This is a genomic window from Nocardiopsis alborubida, assembly GCF_012396365.1.
GTDB classification, from domain to species: domain Bacteria; phylum Actinomycetota; class Actinomycetes; order Streptosporangiales; family Streptosporangiaceae; genus Nocardiopsis; species Nocardiopsis alborubida.
The window spans coordinates 75,673-95,260 of the sequence record NZ_JAAXPG010000003.1 but is presented as its reverse complement, the minus strand read 5'-3'; the positions used below and the strand labels follow the sequence as shown (position 1 = coordinate 95,260).

Sequence of the window (19,588 nt, the reverse complement as noted above, 5' to 3'; positions counted from 1 at the left end):
CGACTGGCGCCGGCGGCTTCCTTCGTCCACAGTGGTGAGGAGGGCTCTGCCAGCGCGTTCGGCCGGACCCTCGGGTCCGCCACCGCCGACGGGATCCCGGGAGTGCCCATTGCCGCTTGTCTACCGCACGCTCGTCGCGGTCCCGGAGCACGACGGCGACCTGGTCGCCGTCACCTCGACGGTCCTGTCGCGGTGGCTGAGCAAGCGCGGCAACTCGGGCGCGCGCGTGGACTTCTCCGTGTCGGGGCGCCATGAGCTGAGCAACCGCTCCCGCGCCCTGGTCGTCCGGCACGACAACCCCGACGAGGGCCTGTCCTTCCTGCGTCTGACCACCGAGTCCGACAAGACGGACGGGGTGTGGCGGACGGTCGCCACCGCGGTCGTCGACCCGGCGCTGTCCCCGTGGCGGTACGTGTGGATCGACATGACCGTCGCCCCCTCCTCCCCGCTGGGGGAGGGCTCCGAGCAGCCCCGCCTGGACGTCATGCCGCCCGAGGCGGCGCGCATGCTCCTGGAGTCGGTGCACGGCCACGACGGCGGCCACCCGCTGCCGCCCGTGCCCCGGATCGTGCGCGGGCGCGACGACGACCTCGTCGACACGCTCGTGGCCACGATCCGCGACCCCCTGCGGCGCATGGCGGTGGTGGCCACCGGTTCCCCCCGGGACGTGACCGTCGCCGACTGGCGCGGGGCCATGGCCGGGGCGCTGTCGCGCTGCACCGGCATGTGCTCCGGGTACGTGCTCGACGCCGCCGCCCTGGAACGCGTCGGCGCGCTCCTGCCGCCGGGCCTGGACGTCCCTCCCGGCGGAGTGCGCACCTTCTTACCAGGGGTGGACCTGCGCGACGAGGCGGACGCCGCCCGCCACCCCCGGATGAGCCCGGCCACACTGGACACCGCGCGCGACGGCGAGCGCATCCGCAACTGGGTGGGCGCCGCCCTCTCGCGGCGGGTGCGCGACAACGCGCTGGAGGTGGACCTGCCCGAACCGCTCCAGGCCGTGGACGCCCTGCTGGACGAGGAGACCCACGACCTGCGGCGGTCCGGGCCCAGCGCGGCGGGACCGCGGGTGAGCGTGCCCGCGGCCCGGGGCGCGGCCATCGTGCACCAGGCGGCGCAGGGCGGGGCCGATCCTGCCGGGACCGCCTCCGCGCTGGAGCGCGAGGCCCTGGAACAGCAGGCCCAGCGGCTGCGGGAGGAGGTCACCCGGCTCGGCGCGCGGGTCAGTGAGCTGTCCGAGGAGCGGCACGAGCTCCTGGCCGAGACCGCCGACCTGAGCGAGGAGCTCGACACCGCGCGCGAGCAGGCGCGCGCCGCCCGCTACGAGGCCCGCTGGCTGCGCGAGCAGGCGCGCGAGGCCGGCCTGTTCCGGCTGGCCGCGGCGCCCGCGCCGAGCGACCCGCAACGGCGGGCCCCGATGAGCGTGCGCGAACTGCTGGAGCGGATCACCGACGACTCGGTCCTGCCGCACCTGTACTTCACCATCGAGGACGCCACGGTCTACGAGCTGTCCGACAGCCGCAAGGAGTCCCTGTGGGTCACCCGCGCGTGGGAGGCGCTGCTGGCCCTGAACGACTACGCGCGCTACCAGTTCGACAACCCCGGCACCGGACTGGACTTCCACTCCTACCTGCGCGAGACCCCCGACGGGTACCAGGTGATCCCCGTCAAGCGGCTGGCCTCGCAGGAGTCCGACCACGTGCGCAACCGGGGCAAGCTCAACGACAAGCGCCTCTTCCGGGTACCCGAGGAGGTGGAGCCGAGCGGGCGTCTGCCCATGTACGCGCACATCAAGCTCGACATCGAGTACGGGATCTGCCCGCGGCTGTACTTCTACCCCCACCTGGGGCCGGGCACCACGAACCGCGTCTACATCGGTTACCTGGGCCGCCACCTGCCCGTGCAGCAGTCGAACTGAGCCGTGCCCGTGCGTGGACCGGCGTGGAACCCGCGCGGCGCGAAGCGCCTATCCCGCTGCGCGGCGGATGATCTCGTCGACGACGCGCGCGAGCGGCCTGGTGGCGTCGATGACGACGCCGTCCTTCGGGACGTCCTCCTTCGTCCGGTGCAGGCGCGTGATGAGGTCGCGTTCCGACTGCCGCCCGCCCCACTCGTCCTCCGGCCGCCCGTCGAGTCGCCGGTTCAGTGTCCCAAGGTCGACTTCGAGGACGAACACGCCGTCGAACAGGCCCAGGAACTTCGGGAAGTTCCTGGATCCGCCGCAGAAGAACGTCACCGCGCTGCCCTGGTCGGCTACCAGGGACCTCACCCTGTCGACATGCCAGACGTGATGCTCGTGCCTCATGCCCTCCGTCGGCTCTCCGGTTTCCGGATCGCCCTGATAGGCCAGTTCGAGGTCACCGTTGACGGCGTGGTAACCGCGCCGCCGCAGTTCTTCGCAGACCGAGGTCTTGCCGGTTCCGGAAACGCCTTCGACCAGATAGTTCCGCACGCCCATCCGCCGGATCGTACAAGAACGTGGGAGACGGGACCCGGGGTCGGAAAGAACCCGCCGCCCGGTTCGCCGCGGCCGGAAAGGCGTCGATCCGCTGGCCGCCCGAAGGGCGGGGTACGGGGGCGGGGGATCCGGCGGCGCGCATACCCTGGGGGCCGTGACGGAAGCGAGTACCCGGGCGCAGGCCGCCCTTCCCGAGGAGCGGTGGCGCGAGCGCGCCGAGAGGCACCGCGACCGCGTGGACGCGCTGGTCGGGGACCACCTGCGCCGCCGCCGGGAGGGCGTGCGCCACCCGGTGGAGGACTTCCTGTTCACCTACTACAACCTCAAGCCCGCGCAGCTGCGGCGCTGGCACCCGGGCGCGGGGACGGTGCTGCTGGGCGAGGGCGCCCGCGCCCGCCTGGACGAGCGGTTCTACACCGAGCTGCCCGGGGGCGCGGTGGGCCTGGACACCGCGGCGTTCCTGGCGGCGCGACCGGTGCTGGACTTCGTGGAGCGGCTGTTGTCGTCGGTCGCCGGGCGCCCCGCCCACCTGGGCTGCTTCGGGCTGCACGAGTGGGCGATGGTGTACCGGGCCGGACAGGTGCGGCACGGACAGGTGCCGCTGCGGCTGGGCCGGGAGGGCACCGACCGGGTCGTGGAGACGCACCGGATCCAGTGCTCGCACTTCGACGCGTTCCGCTTCTTCACCGACGCCGCACGCCCGCTCAACACGCTCCAGCCCAGCCGGGAGCGTCAGGACGAGCTGGACCAGCCGGGGTGCCTGCACGCCAACATGGACCTGTACAAGTGGGCGTACAAGCTGACCCCGGCGGTGCCCTCCGAGCTGGTGGTGGACTGCTTCGAACTCTCACGGGAGATCCGGACGCTGGACATGCGCGCCTCCCCCTACGACCTGGCGGCGTGGGGGTACGCGCCGGTGCGGATCGAGACCGCCGAGGGCAAGGCGGAGTACATGGAGGCGCAGCGGGGGTTCGCCGGGCGCGGCGCGGTGCTGCGCGAGCGGCTGCTGGACGTGTGCCGGGTCCTGCGCGCGGCCTGAGTCCCCGGCCGGTCCGGCGTGCGGTCGGTGCGCCGGTGTCCGCTGACCGGCGCACGGCCACCGGTTACGGGAGCGCCGGGTTCATCCGCCCTCCGGACGGGGAGCCGCGGGATCGAGGCCGCAGGAGGGCGCTCCTCCGGGAAGAGGGATGCGGTGGCGGTTGGCGGCCACCCAGCGGTAGGCGGCCCGGTTGAGCGCGCGCAGCAGCGGAAGGCGCGCCAGGCGGCCCAGCGGCCGGGTGAGCGGCCGCCCGTGCAGCAGGAGTTCGGCGACGGCGTCGCCCCCGGAGAAGCGGCGCCCGTCCGCGTACACGAACCAGGCGCTGGCGTCGGTCTGCTCCGGCGTCAGCCCCGCCGAGTCCAGGTCGAAGTCCTGCCAGGCCACGAACCGGCTGCGGGTGCGCAGCCGGTCGCGGGCGAAGACCACCGAGCGCTTACAGAACCCGCAGTCCCGGTCGTACAGGAACGCCCCGGTACCGGGGACGGTGTCCAGTGAAGGCCTCATGCCACCATCCTGCCCGCCGGGAGGCGCCCCCTCCCGGTTCCGGCGGATGTTCTCACCGCCCGCCGAGCACGGGACCGCCCCACCTGGCGCTCCGCGCCCTCGCGTGAGCGACCGCACAGCCGCCGCGCGGCGGCCCGCCCCGCTCTCCTCACCGGGCGCCGGTGTCGCGGGCGGCCCGGCTCCGCGCGGCCCGTTCCGCGCGCCGCACGCCCAGGCACAGCAGCACCAGGCCCGCACCCATCGGCGCCAGCATCACAGCCGTCTGGAGACGGACGTCGTCCGTGAAGAAGGGGGGCAGCACGACGGACAGTGCCATGACCGCACCCGAGGCGATCGTCCAGGGCGCGGACAGGGAGTGCACGGTGTACCAGGCGTCGTCGTCGGAGAGGGTGTACGTCGTGCGGATGCCGAACACCAGGTTGGGGCGGAGCAGTCCCCGAGCACCCAGACAGCCCGCAGCGATCAGGATCGCCGGGGCGACCGCCAGGACCGCCAGGGTCAGGACCATGGTCCAGCCGGTCAGGGGTTCGGTGCTGTCGGACGCGGCGTCCGCGAGGAACGGCGGCAAGGGGGGCTCCTTCCGTCGGAACGCCGGGAGTGCACGGGTTCTCCGTCCCGGCGGATGGCGGGTGTCCCACGATAGCCGTGCCCTCTCTGGGGAGCCGCCGGGGCCGTCGCCGGGTCCGGGCCGCGGCGGCCGGGGCCTCGGCCCCGCGGGCAGAGCGGGTGAAGACAGTGGAAGGGGGCGGCCGCGGTCGCGGCCACCCCCTCACGGTCCTGCCGTCCTACTCCTGCGCGTCGGCGTTCTTCCTGCGGCGGGCGAAGTAGACGGCCGAGCCACCGCCGGCGACGGCGACGGCTCCGGCGGCTACCAGAGCGGTCAGGGCCGAGCCGGTGACGGGCAGGGACTGCTCGTCACCGTCCGGGGCGTTGCCCTCGTCGGCCTCAGGCTCCGTGCCCTCGGGCGCGGACGGGTCGGCGGGAGCGGTCGGGGCCTCGGTCTCCCCGGGAGCGGTGGGCTCGACGGGGTCGGTCGGGGCGGGGGACTCGTCCGGGGTCTCCTCCTCGGCCGGAGGTGTGGAGGGCTCCTCCTCCGGGGTCTCCTCGGGGGCGGTCGGCTCCGGTTCCTCGGAGGAGTCCCCGCAGTCGACCTTGAAGACCTTGTGCTTGGCGTCGTTGCCGCGCTGACCCTCGAAGGTCCAGTCGAGCTTGTAGTGTCCGTCGTCGAGTTCGAGGATCTCGGTGCTGCCCGCTCCCTCGCCGTCGAGAACGAGGGTGCCCTCCAGCACGACGTCCTTCCAGCCGCCGTTCCCGGCCTTGGCCAGGATCTCCCAGGACACCTCCTGGACCGCGTCGAAGTTGTCGGCCACGATCTGGAAGTCGCAGACCTTGGGCTCGTTGCGGTTGTCCTGCTCGGAGGTGGACGGGTCGTGGATCTTCACGGTCCCGTTGTCTCCGGGAGCGCTGGCGGGGGAAGCGGCGAACGCCGCGGAGGCGCCGCCGAGAACGGTGCCCGCCACCAGGGCGGCACCGAGGAACAGCCGGGCGCCGAACGCGCCCGCACCGGGGTTGGGGGACAAAGGGGACTCCTGTGATGAGGGATGCCCGTGTGACTGATTGGGCTCACGTGCAGACAGCGAGCCAACCTACCTTGGCTCCCCCGTACAAAGACCGATAATCGCATTACAGATCGCCAAAAATACGGGGCGCCCCTCACCTGCACCCGCCATGTTCCCGGAGGCCGGTTCAGGCCGCGGCGGCCGCCAGGCCCGCGCCCAGTGCCCCAAGGACCATCGGGGTCAGCTGCCAGCCGTCCCGCCAGTGGTCGCAGACCAGCCAGGCGGTGGCTCCCGAGGCGAGGTGGGCGAGCCTCAGCCGGTCCGCCAGGCGCCGGAGGACCAGGGTCGCACGGCGCAGCACGAGGAGGGCCAACAGCACGGGCGGAGCACCACCATCAGGAGTCGTCACGGGTTCGGACGGGGCCGTCCGCCGAGGGGAGCCGGACGGCCCCGCCCCCGTGGGCGGGGCCGGGACCGGGACCGACGGGAGGCCCTGGTCCAGCCTGCCGGGAGCGGGGACGCGGCGTGAAGAGGCCGCTGTCATCCGCCGGCCGTGAGGATCACGCGGTTTCGCGATGACAGGTGTCATGCCCGGGGGCGCGGGGACGGGAGGGGTTCCCTGTTCCGGTCAGGGCGAAACAAGGGTTCTCTGCCACCGTGGCTACAATTCCCACCGCGAGGATCAGCGACGTCCCGTGACCACGAAGGAGCGAGGATTGTCCTCCCCAGACCCCCGGTTGATCGCCAGCATGACCTCCGCCGTGACGGCGGCCCCCGACGACGCGGTCCTGCGTCTGCACCTGGGCGGACTGCTGCTGGACGCCGGAGACGTCCAGACGGCCATCCCCCACCTGGCCACCGCCCTCCAGCAGGATCCCGGTTCGGAGCGGGCCCGGCAGCTGATGGCACGGGCACTGAACCCCGGCCAGCAGCCCGCGGCCGCCCCCGCGCCGCCTCCCCCCGCGCCTCAGGCGTCTCCTGCGTCTCCGCCCGGGACGACCCCCGCGCCCTCTGCCGCACCAGCCGCCCCCGCGCCCCCGGCACCTTCGTCCGGAACGGCCGCGGCGGCCCCGACCACCCCGACGGCTCCGTCGCCCCCTGCCCCGGACTCCCCCGCTCCGCCCCGGGTCCCGGACCCGGCGGGCTCCGCTCCCCCGCCCGCGCCGGAGGAGCCCTCCGACCGTCCGGCGCACCCGTCCGCCGACCGCAGGGAGCATCCGGAGCCCTCCTACGACGACGGCAGCCCCCTGCGCCCCGACGACTACGAGTTCACCTCCTCGCGCACCACCCTGGCCGACGTCGCGGGCATGCGGACCGTCAAGGACCGGCTGGAGGCGGCCTTCCTGGCGCCCATGCGCAACGCCGAACTGCGCAGGGCCTTCGGCAAGAGCCTGCGCGGCGGCCTGCTGCTGTACGGTCCGCCCGGCTGCGGCAAGACCTTCCTCGCCCGGGGCGTGGCCGGTGAGATGGGCGCGGACTTCCTCACCGTCTCCCTCGCCGACGTCCTGGACCGCTACATGGGCAACAGCGAGCGCAACATCAAGGCGCTGTTCCAGCGCGCCCGCGAGTACAGCCCGTGCGTCGTCTTCCTGGACGAGCTCGACGCCATCGGCGGACGCCGCAACAAGGTCGGCCCCTACCTGCGCAACGTCGTCACCCAGCTGCTCACGGAGCTGGACTCGGTCTCCGAGAACAACGAGGGCGTGTTCCTGCTGGCGGCCACCAACCACCCCTGGGACATCGACCCGGCCCTGCGCCGCCCGGGCCGCCTGGACCGCATGCTGTTCGTGCCCCCGCCGGACGAGCCCGCCCGCGCCGCCATCCTCACCGCGGGCCTCACCGAGCGCCCCACCGAGGGGCTGAACGTCACCACGCTGGCCCGCCGCACCGGGGGCCTGTCCGGCGCCGACCTGTCCCACCTGTGCGACAGCGCCGCCGAGCGCGCGCTGCTGGACTCCTCCCGGCTGGGCCGGATCCGCCCCATCGGCATGGCCGACTTCGAACACGCGCTGGCGGAGGTGCGCCCCTCGACCGGCGACTGGTTCGAGGGCGCCCGCGCCGCCGTGGCCTTCGCCAACAAGGACAACAGCTACCAGGAGCTGGCCGAGTACCTGCGCGGGCACGGCGGATCCCGGCGGTGACGGAGGAGGGCGCCGAGTCGTTGCAGCGGATCCTCCTGCTGTTGAGGACCGGGCGGTGCGAGGAGGGGGTCGTCGAGGCCGGGCGCCTGCTGGGCGAGCACCCCGACAGCGCGGCCGCCTGGCGGCTCAGGGCCGTCTGCCACCTGGAACTGCACCGTTTCCCGGAGGCGCACGGGGACGCGAGCCAGTGCCTGCGGCTCGACCCGGGGGACACCGCGGCCCTCAACGTGCTGGGCCAGTCCCTGCTGCTGGGAGGGCACACCGAGGAGGCCCTGCGCGTCTTCAACGACCTGGTGGCCAGGAGGCCCGACGAGGGCGTCCACCACCTGCTGGCGGCCCGGGCCCTGGCCCGCCTGCACCTCGCTCTGGGCGCGCACAACCCGCGGTCGCTCAACACGATCCACGAGGCGCTGAACCGCGCGGCCGCACTGGACCCGGACAGGGTGGAGACGCACAGCCAGGCGGGCGACGTGTACCGCTCTCTCCAGTTGCTGGAGCACGCGGAGACGGCCTACCGGCGGGCACTGGAGCTGGACCCCCAGTGCGAGGACGCGGTCCGGGGTCTGAGCGCGCTCAGCGTGATGCGGGGCAGGCTGCGCGGCGCGGCGGACCACGGCGCGCTGCTGATGGCGCTCAACCCGCGCGCCCAGGGCGCCTCCCGGATCATGTACGCGGGGATCCTGCGCGGCGGGCTGCGCGTGAACCTCTACGCCACCATCGTCACACCGTTCTGCCTGGGGATGGGGGCGCTGGCCACGCACGAGGACGTCTCCGCGCGGATCTTCGGCGCCGTGCTCACCCTGGTCCTGGCCGCCCTGCCCTCCTGGCACCTGGCCAGGATCCTGGCCATCCCCGCGAACGTGCGGAGCTACCTGGGCGGCTTCCAGGGGTTCAGGGGCTGGTTGACGGGCCTGGTGCTCATGCCCGTGGCCCTCCTCGTCCTGGGCCTGGCGCCCCTGCCCTGGGGGCTGTACGGCCTCGCCCTGCTTCTGACCGCCTACCTGTGGCAGCGCTACGGCCGCAACCGGATGCTGACCGACGTCGCGGCCCGTGAGGACGCCAACGCACGGGCCGCCGCGCGGTGACCCCGCACGGCGCGGCGGGCGGCCACCCGGATCCCGGATGACCGCCCGCCGCCGGTCGGCTCAACCGGTACCGTGCACGATGCGCTCGGCCATCTCCTCCCTGGGGCGGATCTCACCCGAGAGGATCTGCTCCGCGTAGTGGCAGGCCACCCGGTGGGTACCGCCGTCGGAGGCGTTCCCCACCGGGCGCAGTTCGGGTCGTTCGGTGTCGCACCGCTCCTCCTGCCGCCACGGGCAGCGGGTGTGGAAGCGGCAGCCCTTGGGCGGGTCCGCGGGCGAGGGCAGGTCCCCCGCCAGCAGGATGCGCTCGCGGCTGTCCTCCACCTCCGGGTCGGGGACCGGCACCGCCGACATGAGCGAGCGCGTGTACGGGTGCATCGGCGTCTCGTACAGGTCGTCGCTGGAGGCCTCCTCCACCAGGCCTCCCAGGTACATCACCCCGACCACGTCGCTGACGTGGCGGACCACCGCCAGGTCGTGCGCGATCACCAGGTAGGTCAGCCCCAGCTCCTTCTGGAGGCTCTCCAGCAGGTTGAGCACCTGCGCCTGGATCGACACGTCCAGCGCCGACACCGGCTCGTCGCAGATGATGAGGTCGGGCTCCAGCACCAGCGCGCGGGCGATGCCGATGCGCTGGCGCTGGCCGCCGGAGAACTCGTGCGGGTAGCGGGTGAGCGCCTTCGCCGACAGGCCCACCCTCTCCAGGGCGTCGACCACGCGCCTGCGCTGGTCCTCCAGGACCAGGGCCCGGCGCTCCCTGCTGCCGGAGGGCCCCTCCCCCGGCGCGGGGCCGCCGATCCCGTGGGTCTGCAAGCCCTCCAGCAGGATGGAACCGATGTTCTGCCGGGGGTTGAGGCTGCCCAGCGGGTCCTGGAACACCATCTGGAGGTTCTTGCGCTGGCGGCGCATCGACTCCTCGTCCAGACCCGCCAGGTCCTGTCCGCCGAAGAGCACCTCGCCCTCGGTGACGTCCACCAGCCGCAGCACCGCGCGGCCCAGGGTGGTCTTGCCGCAGCCGGACTCACCCACCAGGCCGTAGGTCTGGCCGCTCTCGATCTCCAGGCTGACGCCGTCGACCGCGCGCACGTGGCCGACGGTGCGGTCGAAGAGCACCCCCCTCCTGATGGGGAAGTGCACCTTGAGGTCGTTGATCCGCAGCAGGCTCATCCCCGCTCCTCCTCGTCGTCGCCGTCCGGGCCGTCAAGCGTGGGCCGGTCGGCCGCGTCCGCGCCCCGAAGGGGGTTCACGCACCGGTGCACGTGTGCGGCCGCGGGCCCCCCACCGGAGCGGCCGCCGTCCTCCACGCCCGCCGCGGCACCCACCGCCACGAGCTCCGGCGGACCCTGGAGGCACTCCATCGTGTAGTGGTCGCAGCGGGGCGCGAACGCGCACCCCTGCGACCAGGCGATGTTGTCGTTGACCGACCCGCGGATGGGGGTGAGCCGCTCCCCGCGCGGGGCGTCCAGCCGGGGGATGGAGCCCAGCAGTCCGACCGTGTAGGGGTGGGTGGGGTCGGCGAACAGCGGAGCGCGCTGCGCCGTCTCCACCGCCCGTCCCGCGTACAGGACGTTGATGTCGTCGCACAGCCCGGCGACCACGCCCAGGTCGTGCGTGATCATCAGCAGGGCGGTGCCCTCCTCGGTGACCAGGTCCCGGAGCAGCTCCAGGATCTGCGCCTGGATGGTGACGTCCAGGGCTGTGGTGGGCTCGTCGGCGATCATCACGCGGGGGCGGCAGGCCACCGCCATGGCGATGAGCGCGCGCTGGCGCATGCCGCCCGACAGCTGGTGCGGGTACTCGCGCAGCCGCCGTGTGGGGTCGGGGATGCCCACCCGGTCCAGCAGGTCGGCGGCCTCCTTCTCGGCGGCCGAACCGCGCAGTCCACGGTGGCGGCGCAGGATCTCGGTGACCTGGCGGCCGATGGGCACCACGGGGTTGAGGGAGCTGAGCGGGTCCTGGAAGATCATCGCCAACCGGGAGCCGCGCAGGTCGCGCATCCGTTTCTGCGACAGCCTCAGCAGGTCGACGGGGCCGTCGGACAGCCGCATGACGGCGCTGCCGCCGACCTTCACCCCCCTGTCGGGGAGCAGGCCCATGAGGGCGAGCGAGGTGACGCTCTTGCCGCAGCCGGACTCGCCGACCAGGCCGGTCACCCTGCCCTCCTCCAGGGTGAAGGACACCCCGTCCACGGCCCGCACCTCGTCGGAGCCGCGTCCGTCGAACACCACGGACAGCTCGTCCACCGCCAGCAGCGGCGTGCTGGAACTCATGTCACTTCCTCAGCTTGGGGTCGAGCGCCTCCCGCATCGCCTCACCCAGCAGGGTGAAGCCCAGGGCGGTGACGATGATGGCCAGCGCCGGGTACACGGCCAGCTGCGGCGCGCTGGACAGGAACCGCTGGGCGTCGGCGAGCATGGTCCCCCATTCGGGGAAGGCCGGGTCCGGGTTGCCCAGGCCCAGGTAGGACAGGGCGGCCGCGTCGATGATGGCGGTGGCCAGGGTGAGCGTGGACTGCACGATCACCGGGCCGAGCGAGTTCGGCAGGATGTGCACGAGCGCGATCTTGTGCTTGCGCACGCCCAGTGCGCGGGCGGCCAGCACGTAGTCGCGGTTGCCCTGGGAGAGCATCGCGCCGCGCAGGAGGCGGGCGAAGATGGGGATCTGCGCCACGCCGACCGCGAACATGACCGTGGTCAGGCTGGGGCCGACCAGGGCGGCGATGGTGACCGCGAGCAGCAGGGTGGGCAGCGCCAGCATCATGTCGATGACGCGCATGACGGCGTTGTCGACCTGGCGCCCCCAGCGGCCGCCGAGGACCGCGGCGGCCCCGGCCGCGCCGCCGAGCACCGCGCCCACGCCGAAGCCGACCAGGGTGGCGACCACGCCGACCAGGAGGGTCTGTCGGGCGCCGATCACCATGCGGGAGAACTGGTCGCGGCCGAGGTTGTCCAGGCCCAGCCAGTTCTCGGCTCGCGGGCCGACGAACACGTTGCGGTTGGGGAAGACCTCGTCGCCCCAGCTCTGGGAGACGGGGTCGTAGGGCGCGATGAGCGGTGAGAACAGCGCCACGGCGACGAACAGCACGACGATCACGGCGCCGGTGATGGCCATGGGGCTGCGGCGCATGCGCTCGAACGCGGTGCGCCAGATCCCCGAGCCGTGCTCGCCCTGCTCGTGCTGGCCCATGAGTTCGGCCAGCCGGTCGACCCTGGCCGCCTTGCGACCCAGGAGGGGCGTGCGCTGGGCCGCGGTGCCCTCGGGCACCGGGGCGCCCGCGGGCTCGGACCTGTTCTGGGAGCTCGGTGTCGTCGGCATCACTGGGCCCGCACTCTCGGGTCGAGGAGGCTGTAGGAGATGTCCACCAACAGGTTGATGAACACGTACATGGTCGCGATGAGCAGGATGAACCCGGTGAGGACCGGGTAGTCGCGCCCCTGTGTGGCGGCGTAGACGAACGAGCCGATGCCGGGGAAGGCGAAGACGCTCTCGGTGAGCACCGCACCGGCGAACAGGCTTCCGGTGAGCAGCCCGACGGAGGTGACCACGGGGAGCATGGCGTTGCGCATCACGTGGCGGGTGCGCACGGTGTTGCGGTGCAGCCCCTTGGCGTTGGCGGTGCGCACGTAGTCCTCGCCGACCACCTCCAGGACACTGGCGCGGGTCATCCGGACGATCACGGCGAGCGGGATCGAGGCCAGCGCGACCCCGGGCAGCACGAGGTGGAGCAGGGCGTCCCACACCACGTCGAACTCCCCGGTCCGCAGGCCGTCGAGGACGACGAACCCGGTGAGGTCGGTGCGGGACAGGCCCGGGGAGAGCCTGAAGGCGGAGGGGAACATCCCGAGCTGCTCGGCGAAGACCACCTTCAGGATGAAGGCGAGGAAGAACACCGGTGTGCAGATGCCCAGGAGGGATCCGCCCACGGCCGCGAAGTCCAGCACGGAGCCGCGTCTGCGCGCGGCGAGGTAGCCGAGGGGGACGCCGACGACCACCGCGATCAGCATCGCGGTGAGCGACAGTTCGAACGTGGCCGGGAAGCGTGTGAGGAACTCCTCGGTGACCGGCCGCCCGGTGGAGAGCGAGGTCCCGAGGTCGCCCTGGAGGATACGGCGCAGGAAGGCCAGGTACTGAACCGTGATCGGTTCGTCCAGGCCGAGGGAACGACGCAGCGTCGCACGCTGTTCGGCCGTCGCGTCGTCGGGGAGGAGGGCGTACTCCGGTCCGCCCGGCAGCCGTTGCAGCCAGACGAACAGCAGGATCGACAGGCCGCCCAGTGTCGGGATCAGCTGGAGGAGACGCCTGACGATGAATCGCAGCACCTTCGCCGCCTTTCGCCAGTGGTGGGAACGATGGACGCGAAGCGTCCCCGCCGGATCGCGGCGGGAGTTCGAGCGGGTGGTTGGTCAGGGGCCCGGGCGGCGCGCGGGCGGCGCGCCCTGCCGGGTGGTGCCGCGGCGCGGGGCGCGCGGTCCCGGACGGACCGTGGACCGCGGCCCCGGGCAGTGGGCGGGCCCGACCGGCGGCCGGTCGGGCCCCTTCCCCCTCCCCTCGGGGAGGTCGGCCGGACTGCTTCGGGTTACTTCCAGGAGGCCTCGGCGAAGTTCTCCTGGGTCAGCGGGCTGACGTTGGGCGGGTTGACGCTCTCGGCGAAGGCGATGGACGGCGGGGAGCTGGAGATGGGCAGCCCCGGCAGGATGTCCATGATCTGGTTGTTCAGCTCCTGGTAGGCGGCGACACGCTCCTCCTGGTTCGGGTTGGTGCTCGCCTCCTCCATGGCCTCGAACAGGTCCTCGTCACGGAAGCCGAACTCGCTGTTGTACCCGGAGAACCAGGTGCCGATGAAGTTGTAGGCGTCGTTGTAGTCGCCCGTCCAGCCGAGCAGGTACAGCGGGCACTCGCCGGAGTTGGTGCGCGGGACGTACTCGGTCCACTCGTAGGTGACCGGCTCCACGGTGACGCCGACCGCCTCCAGGTCCGCGGCGATGACGTCGAAGATGTCGCGCGGCGCGGGCATGTAGGGGCGGGTGACGTCGGTCGGGTAGCAGAACTCCAGAGTCAGGTCCTCCTGCCCGGCGTCCGCCAGCATCTCCCTGGCCAGATCGGGGTCGTACTCGTAGGTCTGCACGTCCGGGGACCAGCCGTCGAGGGTGTCGGGGTGGAACTGGGTCGCGACCTCGCCGCCCTCGGGCAGGATCGTGTCGACGATGCGCTGGCGGTCCACGGCGTGGGCGAGGGCCTGGCGCACCTCCAGGTCGGCGAGCGCCTCGCTGGCCTCCTGCTGGTAGGCCATGTACATGACGTTGAAGACGCCGCGGGTGGGCACCTGGAACCCGGCCTCGGACAGGGGGGCGACGTCGGCGGGGGCGACCAGGTCGTAGCCGTGGATGTCACTCGCCTCCAGGGCCTGGCGGCGGGCGGTCTCGTCCGGGATCGCGCGCAGGATCATCGTCTCGAAGCCCGCGGCGTCGCCCCAGTAGTCGTCGAAGCGCTGGAGGGTCACCTCGGCCTGGTCGTGGTCCCACTCTTGGACGGTGAAGGGCCCGGTGCCCGCGACGGTCCCGGCCGTCTGGGTGTACTCGGGGAGGGTGAAGTTGCCCTCCTCGCCGGTGATCTCGGCGTCGGCGATGGCCTCCAGCGTGCTGGGGCTCATGATGCCGAACGAGGCGAGGCTGAAACCGCCGGGGAAGATGGAGGAGTACTCGTCGATCGTGATGACCGCGGTCAGCTCGTCGGCGGCCTCGCAGGAGACGTACCGGGACTCGGCGAGGTCCTCGCTCTCGTTCTCCGCGAAACCGCCGAAGATCGACTGCCAGTAATAGGAGTTGTTGGAGCTCTGGAAACCGCCGGTGAGGTTGTGCCAGCGGTCGAAGTTGGCGCAGACCGCCTCGGCGTTGAACTCGTCGCCGTCGTGGAACAGGACTCCGTCACGCAGGTGGAAGGTCCAGACGGTGCCGTCCTCGGACTGCTCCCACTCCTCGGCGAGTCCGCCGACGATCTCGGTCCCGCCCGATTCGTGTTCGAGAAGGGTTTCGAATACCTGCCTGCTGTAACGGAAAGTCTCACCGTCACTGGTGAGGAAGGGGTCGAGGGTCTTGATGTCGCCCGCGGAGGCGAAGACGAAGGGTTCCGACGCGTCGGTCCCCTCGCCCTCGCGGTTACTCTCGGCGCACGCCGTGGCCACCAGCGTGAGCGCGGCCGCGGAGGCCAGGAGGGCCAGCGGCTTTCGGAAAGGCTTCCTGAACATGGTCCACCTCAGTGCGGGGCCCGGCAGGCCCTGGAACGATTGAGTGGACCCTAGACCGCTCCGAGAGCGGCTGTGAAGGTAGACAGCTGGGTATTAATACAACCGTTTCCCATCTGTGCCGTGATCCGTGGGCGCATTTTCGGATACGAGTTGTCGAACAGATGAACGCACTATCACGTGAAACCTCACTGCGACACCCCCGTAACTCCGGGAAAAGAATTTTCCTGTCACCTGATATCCGATGATCGGATGAAAAGGTGTGTTTTTCGGGCCCGCGGATCCGCCTCCGGGGCCCGGACTCCGGTGTCGGTGGAGGCACCGGGCGGGCCTATGATCTGCGAATGACCACACCGCTTGACGACGCGGCGCTGACCGCGTTCCTCGAAGGCCAGGAGGCCTCCTGGCTGGCCGAACAGCTGATGCTGGTGGCCGACGAGGATCCCATCACCAGGATCCGGCTGACCGCCGCGGCCGGTTCCGAGAGCGCCGTGGACGAGGCGCGTGCCGCCGTCCTCGCCAGGGTCGTGGACCACCTCCCCCAGGAGTCCGCCCAGTCCCCCGACGACGGCGACGCCCTGCACCGGGCGCTGGACCTGCTGGACGACCTGGCCGACTACGGTTTCGAGGACGAGTCGGCCGACATCGCGGACGAGGCCAGGGAGATCTACCTGGGCCGCCACGGGGAGGACGACAGCGACCACCTGGCGCGGCTGCACGCGGCCGCCGACGGCGAGGACGACGAGGACTGACGGAGGAGCGGCCTCGGGGCGCCGGAGCCGCCGCCGGGCTCAGGAACGCCCGAGGCCGCACCAGCGGCGGACCTCGGTGCTCCACAGCGCGATGTTGACGACGATGGCGGCGACCGCCACCAGGACTGCGGCCAGCAGCAGCGGAGTGTCCACCAGCCGCGCGGCCGCGTACAGACCGGCCGGGGCGACCCCCAGCCCGGCCACGGCGCCGACCTGGGCGCCGCGCCACAGGACGTTGCCGCCGCGGCGCACCGGGAGGGCGAGGGCCGCCAGGACAACGCCCACGAGCGCGGCGGCGACCATCAGGGCGCGCAGGCCGCCGACGGCGTCCTCGTGCGCGCCCGAGAGCATCCGGTCGCCCGCCAGGTAGGCCAGCAGGCCGTACGCGGGAAGGCCGACCAGCATCAGGACGCAGGTCTGGCGCACGTCACGCGGAGGCCGAACACCGGGGTGGCGCTCCGCGAGGAGGCCCGCGGCGGAGGACCGTGCGGTGCCGAGGATCCGTGAGGCGGGGGACACGGGGGACGAGACGGAATTCGACATGCCGAACAGGGTCGCGTTCCGGGAGGAACCGCGCAAGGCACCCGCGGAACCGTGCACGGAAGTTGAGACCCGACGGTGACGCGACCGTGGCCCGCCGCCGCTTCCCTCAGTCCCCGACGGCGGGCGCCTTCGCCGGACGCAGCAGCGGTCCCACGTACTCCAGCGCCTGCCCGACGAGGGACTCCACGTCGTCCCTGACGTCGAGTTCGAGGCCGGGCTCGTCCGCCTTCAGCCGTTCCAGGGTGTCGAGCTGCGACTCCAGGAGCGCGGGCGGCATGAAGTGGTCCCGACGTGCCTCGATCCGCCGCCAGATCACCTCGGCGGAACCGTGCATGTGCAGGAAGCGCACCCCCGGGGCGGCCTGGCGCAGGACGTCGCGGTAACTGTGCCTGAGCGCCGAGCAGGCCATGACCGTGGACTCGCCGGCGGCCTCGTGCTCGCCGATCCAGCGGGCCAGCTCGTGGAGCCACGGCCAGCGGTCCTCGTCGGTCAGCGGGACGCCCGCCTCCATCTTGTCGATGTTGGCCCGCGGGTGGAACTCGTCGGCCTCGGCGAAGGGCAGACCCAGCTGCTCGGCCACACGTTCGGCGACGGTGGTCTTGCCGCTACCCGAGACGCCCATGAAGACAAAGTGCATGGTTTCTCCGTGTCGTGGTGCCCCTGCGTGGCCGCAAGCGTCACCATTAATAGTGATATCAATCAATCCGGCTAGGCTTCAGCGTGACCCCCCGGCCGCATGTGGCCAACCGGACGGTCCCGGAGCGCGAGGAGAACGATGGCCGCTGACCACCGCACACTGCACAACCGGGTGCTGGCGGTGCTCGGTCCCGCCATCGCCTCAGGCGAGTACCGGACCGGCCACACCTTCACCCTCCAGGGCCTGGAACAGGACTTCGGCGTCTCCAGGACGGTCGCGCGCGAGGCCGTGCGCGTCCTGGAGTCCATGCGGCTGGTGGTCAGCCGCCCCCGCACCGGCATCCGCGTGCGCCCGAGCCGGGACTGGAGCGTCTTCGACCCCCAGCTCATCCGCTGGCGCCTGGCCGGACCCGGCCGGATGGAGCAGCTGCGCTCGCTCAACGAGCTGCGCGCCGCGCTGGAACCGGGCGCCGCCGCGCTCGCCGCCGAGCGCGGAGACGCCGAGGAGCGGGCCCAGCTGGTGGTGGTCGCCGACCAGATGGTCCGCACCGGGCGGGCCGGGGACCTGGAGACCTTCCTGGAGTTGGACGTCACGTTCCACCGCCGCATCCTGGAGCTGTCCGGAAACGAGATGTTCGTCGGCCTGTCCCAGGTGGTGGCGGAGGTCCTGGTCGGACGCACCTCCTACCACCTGATGCCGCGCAACCCGCGCCCGGAGGCGCTGCGGCTGCACAAGGCCGTGGCCCAGGCGATCCGGGACGGCCTCCCCGACGTGGCGGAGGCCGCGATGCGCTCCATCGTCACCGAGGTGTCCGTCGCGCTGGAGGACGACCGGAGGGCGGAACCCGCGTCCTGAGCGGACGGCGGGGTTCCGCCCGTGCGGTCACAGCACCAGGCTGAGTCCGAAGGCGAGCCCGAAGCCGATGAAGCCGATCAGGGTCTCCATGACCGTCCAGGTCTTGAGCGTTGTCTTGACGTCCATACCCAGGAAACGGCCGACCAGCCAGAACCCGGAGTCGTTGACGTGCGACAGGGCGGTGGCGCCGGAGGCGATCGCGATGACGATCAGGGCCAGGTCGATCGAGGACAGTCCCGATGCGGCCGCCACGGCCGGGGCGATCAGACCCGCCGCCGTGGTGATGGCGACGGTGGCCGAGCCCTGGGCGACGCGCAGCGCGAGCGCGATGACGAAGGCGGCGACGATCACCGGCAGGCCGGTGGACTCCAGGCTGTCGGCGAGGGCGTCGCCGATGCCGCTGGTGCGCAGCACGCCGCCGAACATGCCGCCGGCGCCGGTGATGAGGATGATGGCGCAGACCGGGCCGAGCGCGCCGCCGACGATCTCCTCCACCCGCTGGCGGGTGAAGCGGCCCCGGCTGAGCACGACCATCGCGAAGAGCACGGTGATGAGCAGCGCGATCGGGGTCTGGCCGAGCAGCTGGAGGACCTGCACCCACGTGGCCTCGGCGGACACCGCGCCCGTGGAGACGAACGTGGTCACACCGGTGTTGGCGAAGATCAGCAGCATCGGCAGCAGGAGGATGGCCATGACGGTACCCAGGTGCGGCGGGTTCTCGTGCTCGACGGTGCCGTCGGACATGATGTCCTCGGGGACCGGCAGCTCCCACTTCTTCCCGGCCCACAGGCCGAACAGGTAGCTGGCCAGGTACCAGGTGGGGATGGCCAGGACGGTGCCGACCAGGAGCACCAGCCCCATGTCCGCCCCGACCTCCACCGCCGCGGTGACCGGTCCGGGGTGCGGGGGCACGAAGGCGTGCATGACCGCGAAGGCGCCCGCCGTGGGCAGCGCGTACATGAGCACGGACCCGCCGACGCGGCGGGCCACGCTGAAGACGATCGGCAGCATGACGATGAGGCCGACGTCGAAGAAGATCGGGAAGCCGAAGAGCAGCGAGGCCACCCCGAGTGCGAGCGGCGCGCGCTTCTCACCGAAGAGCCTGATCAGCGCCCCGGCCAGGACGGCCGCGCCACCGGTGATCTCCAGCATGCGGCCGATCATCACACCGAGCCCGACGAGCAGGGCGACGTTGGCGAGGGTGCCCCCGAAGCCGTCCAGGAGAGTGGGCACCACCCCGGAGACGGGGATGCCGGTCGCCAGGGCGGTCAGGACGCTGACCAGGATGAGTGCCACGAACGCGTGCAGCTTGAGGCGGATGATCAGGAACAGCAGGAGGGCGATGGCGCCCGCAGCGATCCCGAGAAGGGGGCCCGTCCCGTAGACGGGTTCGAAGTTCTCCATGACGGAGCCTTCCGTGGGTGTGCGGTGGTGCTGAGCTGTACGGGAGTACGACTCCGACCTGCTCTGGGGGCAGGCTCCGAGAATGGTAATACCATTTGTGAGGTTATGTGAACACCGCCGTTCCGTTCTGTTACGCCCACGAGACCTGCGTCACCGGAAACCCGACCCACCAGCAGCTTCCAGGGCAGGGGTGACATGCGACACAGCGATGCGTTCGGTCGTCACTCCGCGGCGGTCGGGGGCGGAACGCGGACCGAGGGCCCGCCGGGACTGGGCGTGCTCGGCCCCGCCCCTCGGCCCCCGCGGGGCGGACCACACGAACGGGTTCGACTTCCTCGCGCCGGCCGCCAACCCGCGCCCCACCGGCACC

19 protein-coding genes are annotated in these 19,588 nt (G+C 72.1%); 6 read left to right on the top strand and 13 right to left on the bottom strand.

Translation table 11 applies throughout. The annotated features are described in order from the left end of the window. Positions 1 to 109: 109 nt before the first annotated feature. Positions 110 to 1,918: a coiled-coil domain-containing protein gene (locus HGB44_RS04190; protein WP_061082098.1), complete on the top strand. Its 1,809-nt coding sequence runs from the start codon at positions 110 to 112 to the stop codon at positions 1,916 to 1,918. A 48-nt stretch (positions 1,919 to 1,966) separates the two neighbouring features. On the opposite strand, the gene HGB44_RS04185 is transcribed toward HGB44_RS04190, so the two are convergent. Next, positions 1,967 to 2,458 carry an AAA family ATPase gene (locus HGB44_RS04185; protein WP_061082099.1) on the bottom strand — a complete coding sequence of 164 codons (492 nt, stop codon included), beginning with the start codon at positions 2,456 to 2,458 and terminating at the stop codon, positions 1,967 to 1,969. A 154-nt stretch (positions 2,459 to 2,612) separates the two neighbouring features. On the opposite strand from HGB44_RS04185, the gene HGB44_RS04180 reads away from it, so the two are divergent. Beyond that, positions 2,613 to 3,497 (top strand): hypothetical protein, encoded by an 885-nt coding sequence (locus tag HGB44_RS04180; RefSeq protein ID WP_061082100.1) that lies wholly within the window; start codon positions 2,613 to 2,615, stop codon positions 3,495 to 3,497. An 81-nt stretch (positions 3,498 to 3,578) separates the two neighbouring features. Here the strand turns inward: HGB44_RS04180 and HGB44_RS04175 are convergent, their stop codons facing one another. The 4 genes from HGB44_RS04175 to HGB44_RS04160 form a co-directional block, all read right to left on the bottom strand. After that, positions 3,579 to 4,001 (bottom strand): thiol-disulfide oxidoreductase DCC family protein, encoded by a 423-nt coding sequence (locus HGB44_RS04175; protein ID WP_061082101.1) that lies wholly within the window; start codon positions 3,999 to 4,001, stop codon positions 3,579 to 3,581. Positions 4,002 to 4,149: 148 nt separating this feature from the next. Continuing rightward, entirely contained in the window at positions 4,150 to 4,569 is a 420-nt protein-coding gene (locus HGB44_RS04170) for an SdpI family protein (protein ID WP_061082102.1), read from the bottom strand. A gap of 217 nt (positions 4,570 to 4,786) precedes the next feature. Beyond that, positions 4,787 to 5,581 carry an LPXTG cell wall anchor domain-containing protein gene (locus tag HGB44_RS04165; protein WP_061082103.1) on the bottom strand — a complete coding sequence of 265 codons (795 nt, stop codon included), beginning with the start codon at positions 5,579 to 5,581 and terminating at the stop codon, positions 4,787 to 4,789. Positions 5,582 to 5,747: 166 nt separating this feature from the next. After that, positions 5,748 to 5,939, bottom strand: coding sequence for a hypothetical protein (locus tag HGB44_RS04160; protein WP_061082104.1), 192 nt, complete (start codon positions 5,937 to 5,939; stop codon positions 5,748 to 5,750). A 337-nt stretch (positions 5,940 to 6,276) separates the two neighbouring features. Between HGB44_RS04160 and HGB44_RS04155 the strand changes: the two genes are divergently transcribed. After that, positions 6,277 to 7,701 carry an AAA family ATPase gene (locus tag HGB44_RS04155; RefSeq protein WP_231972543.1) on the top strand — a complete coding sequence of 475 codons (1,425 nt, stop codon included), beginning with the start codon at positions 6,277 to 6,279 and terminating at the stop codon, positions 7,699 to 7,701. Next, positions 7,698 to 8,786 carry a tetratricopeptide repeat protein gene (locus tag HGB44_RS04150; protein WP_061082105.1) on the top strand — a complete coding sequence of 363 codons (1,089 nt, stop codon included), beginning with the start codon at positions 7,698 to 7,700 and terminating at the stop codon, positions 8,784 to 8,786. The genes HGB44_RS04155 and HGB44_RS04150 overlap by 4 nt, the downstream gene beginning before the upstream one ends. Before the next feature lie 60 nt (positions 8,787 to 8,846). On the opposite strand, the gene HGB44_RS04145 is transcribed toward HGB44_RS04150, so the two are convergent. The 5 genes from HGB44_RS04145 to HGB44_RS04125 all read right to left on the bottom strand — a co-directional run bounded on the left by HGB44_RS04145 (position 8,847) and on the right by HGB44_RS04125 (position 15,030). Continuing rightward, positions 8,847 to 9,953, bottom strand: a complete 1,107-nt coding sequence (locus HGB44_RS04145; protein WP_061082106.1) for an ABC transporter ATP-binding protein — start codon at positions 9,951 to 9,953, stop codon at positions 8,847 to 8,849. After that, complete coding sequence (locus HGB44_RS04140) at positions 9,950 to 11,056, bottom strand: ABC transporter ATP-binding protein (RefSeq protein WP_061082107.1); 1,107 nt, start codon at positions 11,054 to 11,056, stop codon at positions 9,950 to 9,952. Before HGB44_RS04140 ends, HGB44_RS04145 begins: the two co-directional genes overlap by 4 nt. A gap of 1 nt (position 11,057) precedes the next feature. Next, the gene (locus HGB44_RS04135) at positions 11,058 to 12,101 is read right to left on the bottom strand and encodes an ABC transporter permease (RefSeq protein ID WP_061082108.1); all 1,044 of its coding nucleotides are present in this window, start codon (positions 12,099 to 12,101) and stop codon (positions 11,058 to 11,060) included. After that, positions 12,101 to 13,105, bottom strand: coding sequence for an ABC transporter permease (locus HGB44_RS04130; RefSeq protein WP_061082109.1), 1,005 nt, complete (start codon positions 13,103 to 13,105; stop codon positions 12,101 to 12,103). Before HGB44_RS04130 ends, HGB44_RS04135 begins: the two co-directional genes overlap by 1 nt. 257 nt (positions 13,106 to 13,362) lie before the next feature. Next, positions 13,363 to 15,030, bottom strand: coding sequence for an ABC transporter substrate-binding protein (locus tag HGB44_RS04125; protein ID WP_061082110.1), 1,668 nt, complete (start codon positions 15,028 to 15,030; stop codon positions 13,363 to 13,365). 341 nt (positions 15,031 to 15,371) lie between these two features. Between HGB44_RS04125 and HGB44_RS04120 the strand changes: the two genes are divergently transcribed. Then, complete coding sequence (locus HGB44_RS04120) at positions 15,372 to 15,779, top strand: hypothetical protein (protein WP_061082111.1); 408 nt, start codon at positions 15,372 to 15,374, stop codon at positions 15,777 to 15,779. 39 nt (positions 15,780 to 15,818) lie between these two features. On the opposite strand, the gene HGB44_RS04115 is transcribed toward HGB44_RS04120, so the two are convergent. Beyond that, a complete protein-coding gene (locus HGB44_RS04115) occupies positions 15,819 to 16,322 on the bottom strand; it encodes a hypothetical protein (protein WP_210751148.1) in 504 nt (167 codons plus the stop codon). A 106-nt stretch (positions 16,323 to 16,428) separates the two neighbouring features. Next, a complete protein-coding gene (locus tag HGB44_RS04110; RefSeq protein WP_061082112.1) occupies positions 16,429 to 16,959 on the bottom strand; it encodes a gluconokinase in 531 nt (176 codons plus the stop codon). A gap of 138 nt (positions 16,960 to 17,097) precedes the next feature. Here HGB44_RS04110 and HGB44_RS04105 point away from each other — a divergent pair, with 138 nt between their 5' ends. Beyond that, positions 17,098 to 17,814, top strand: a complete 717-nt coding sequence (locus tag HGB44_RS04105; RefSeq protein ID WP_061082113.1) for a FadR/GntR family transcriptional regulator — start codon at positions 17,098 to 17,100, stop codon at positions 17,812 to 17,814. Between the two features lie 27 nt (positions 17,815 to 17,841). On the opposite strand, the gene HGB44_RS04100 is transcribed toward HGB44_RS04105, so the two are convergent. Continuing rightward, positions 17,842 to 19,218, bottom strand: coding sequence for a GntP family permease (locus tag HGB44_RS04100; protein ID WP_061082114.1), 1,377 nt, complete (start codon positions 19,216 to 19,218; stop codon positions 17,842 to 17,844). Positions 19,219 to 19,588 lie beyond the last annotated feature (370 nt).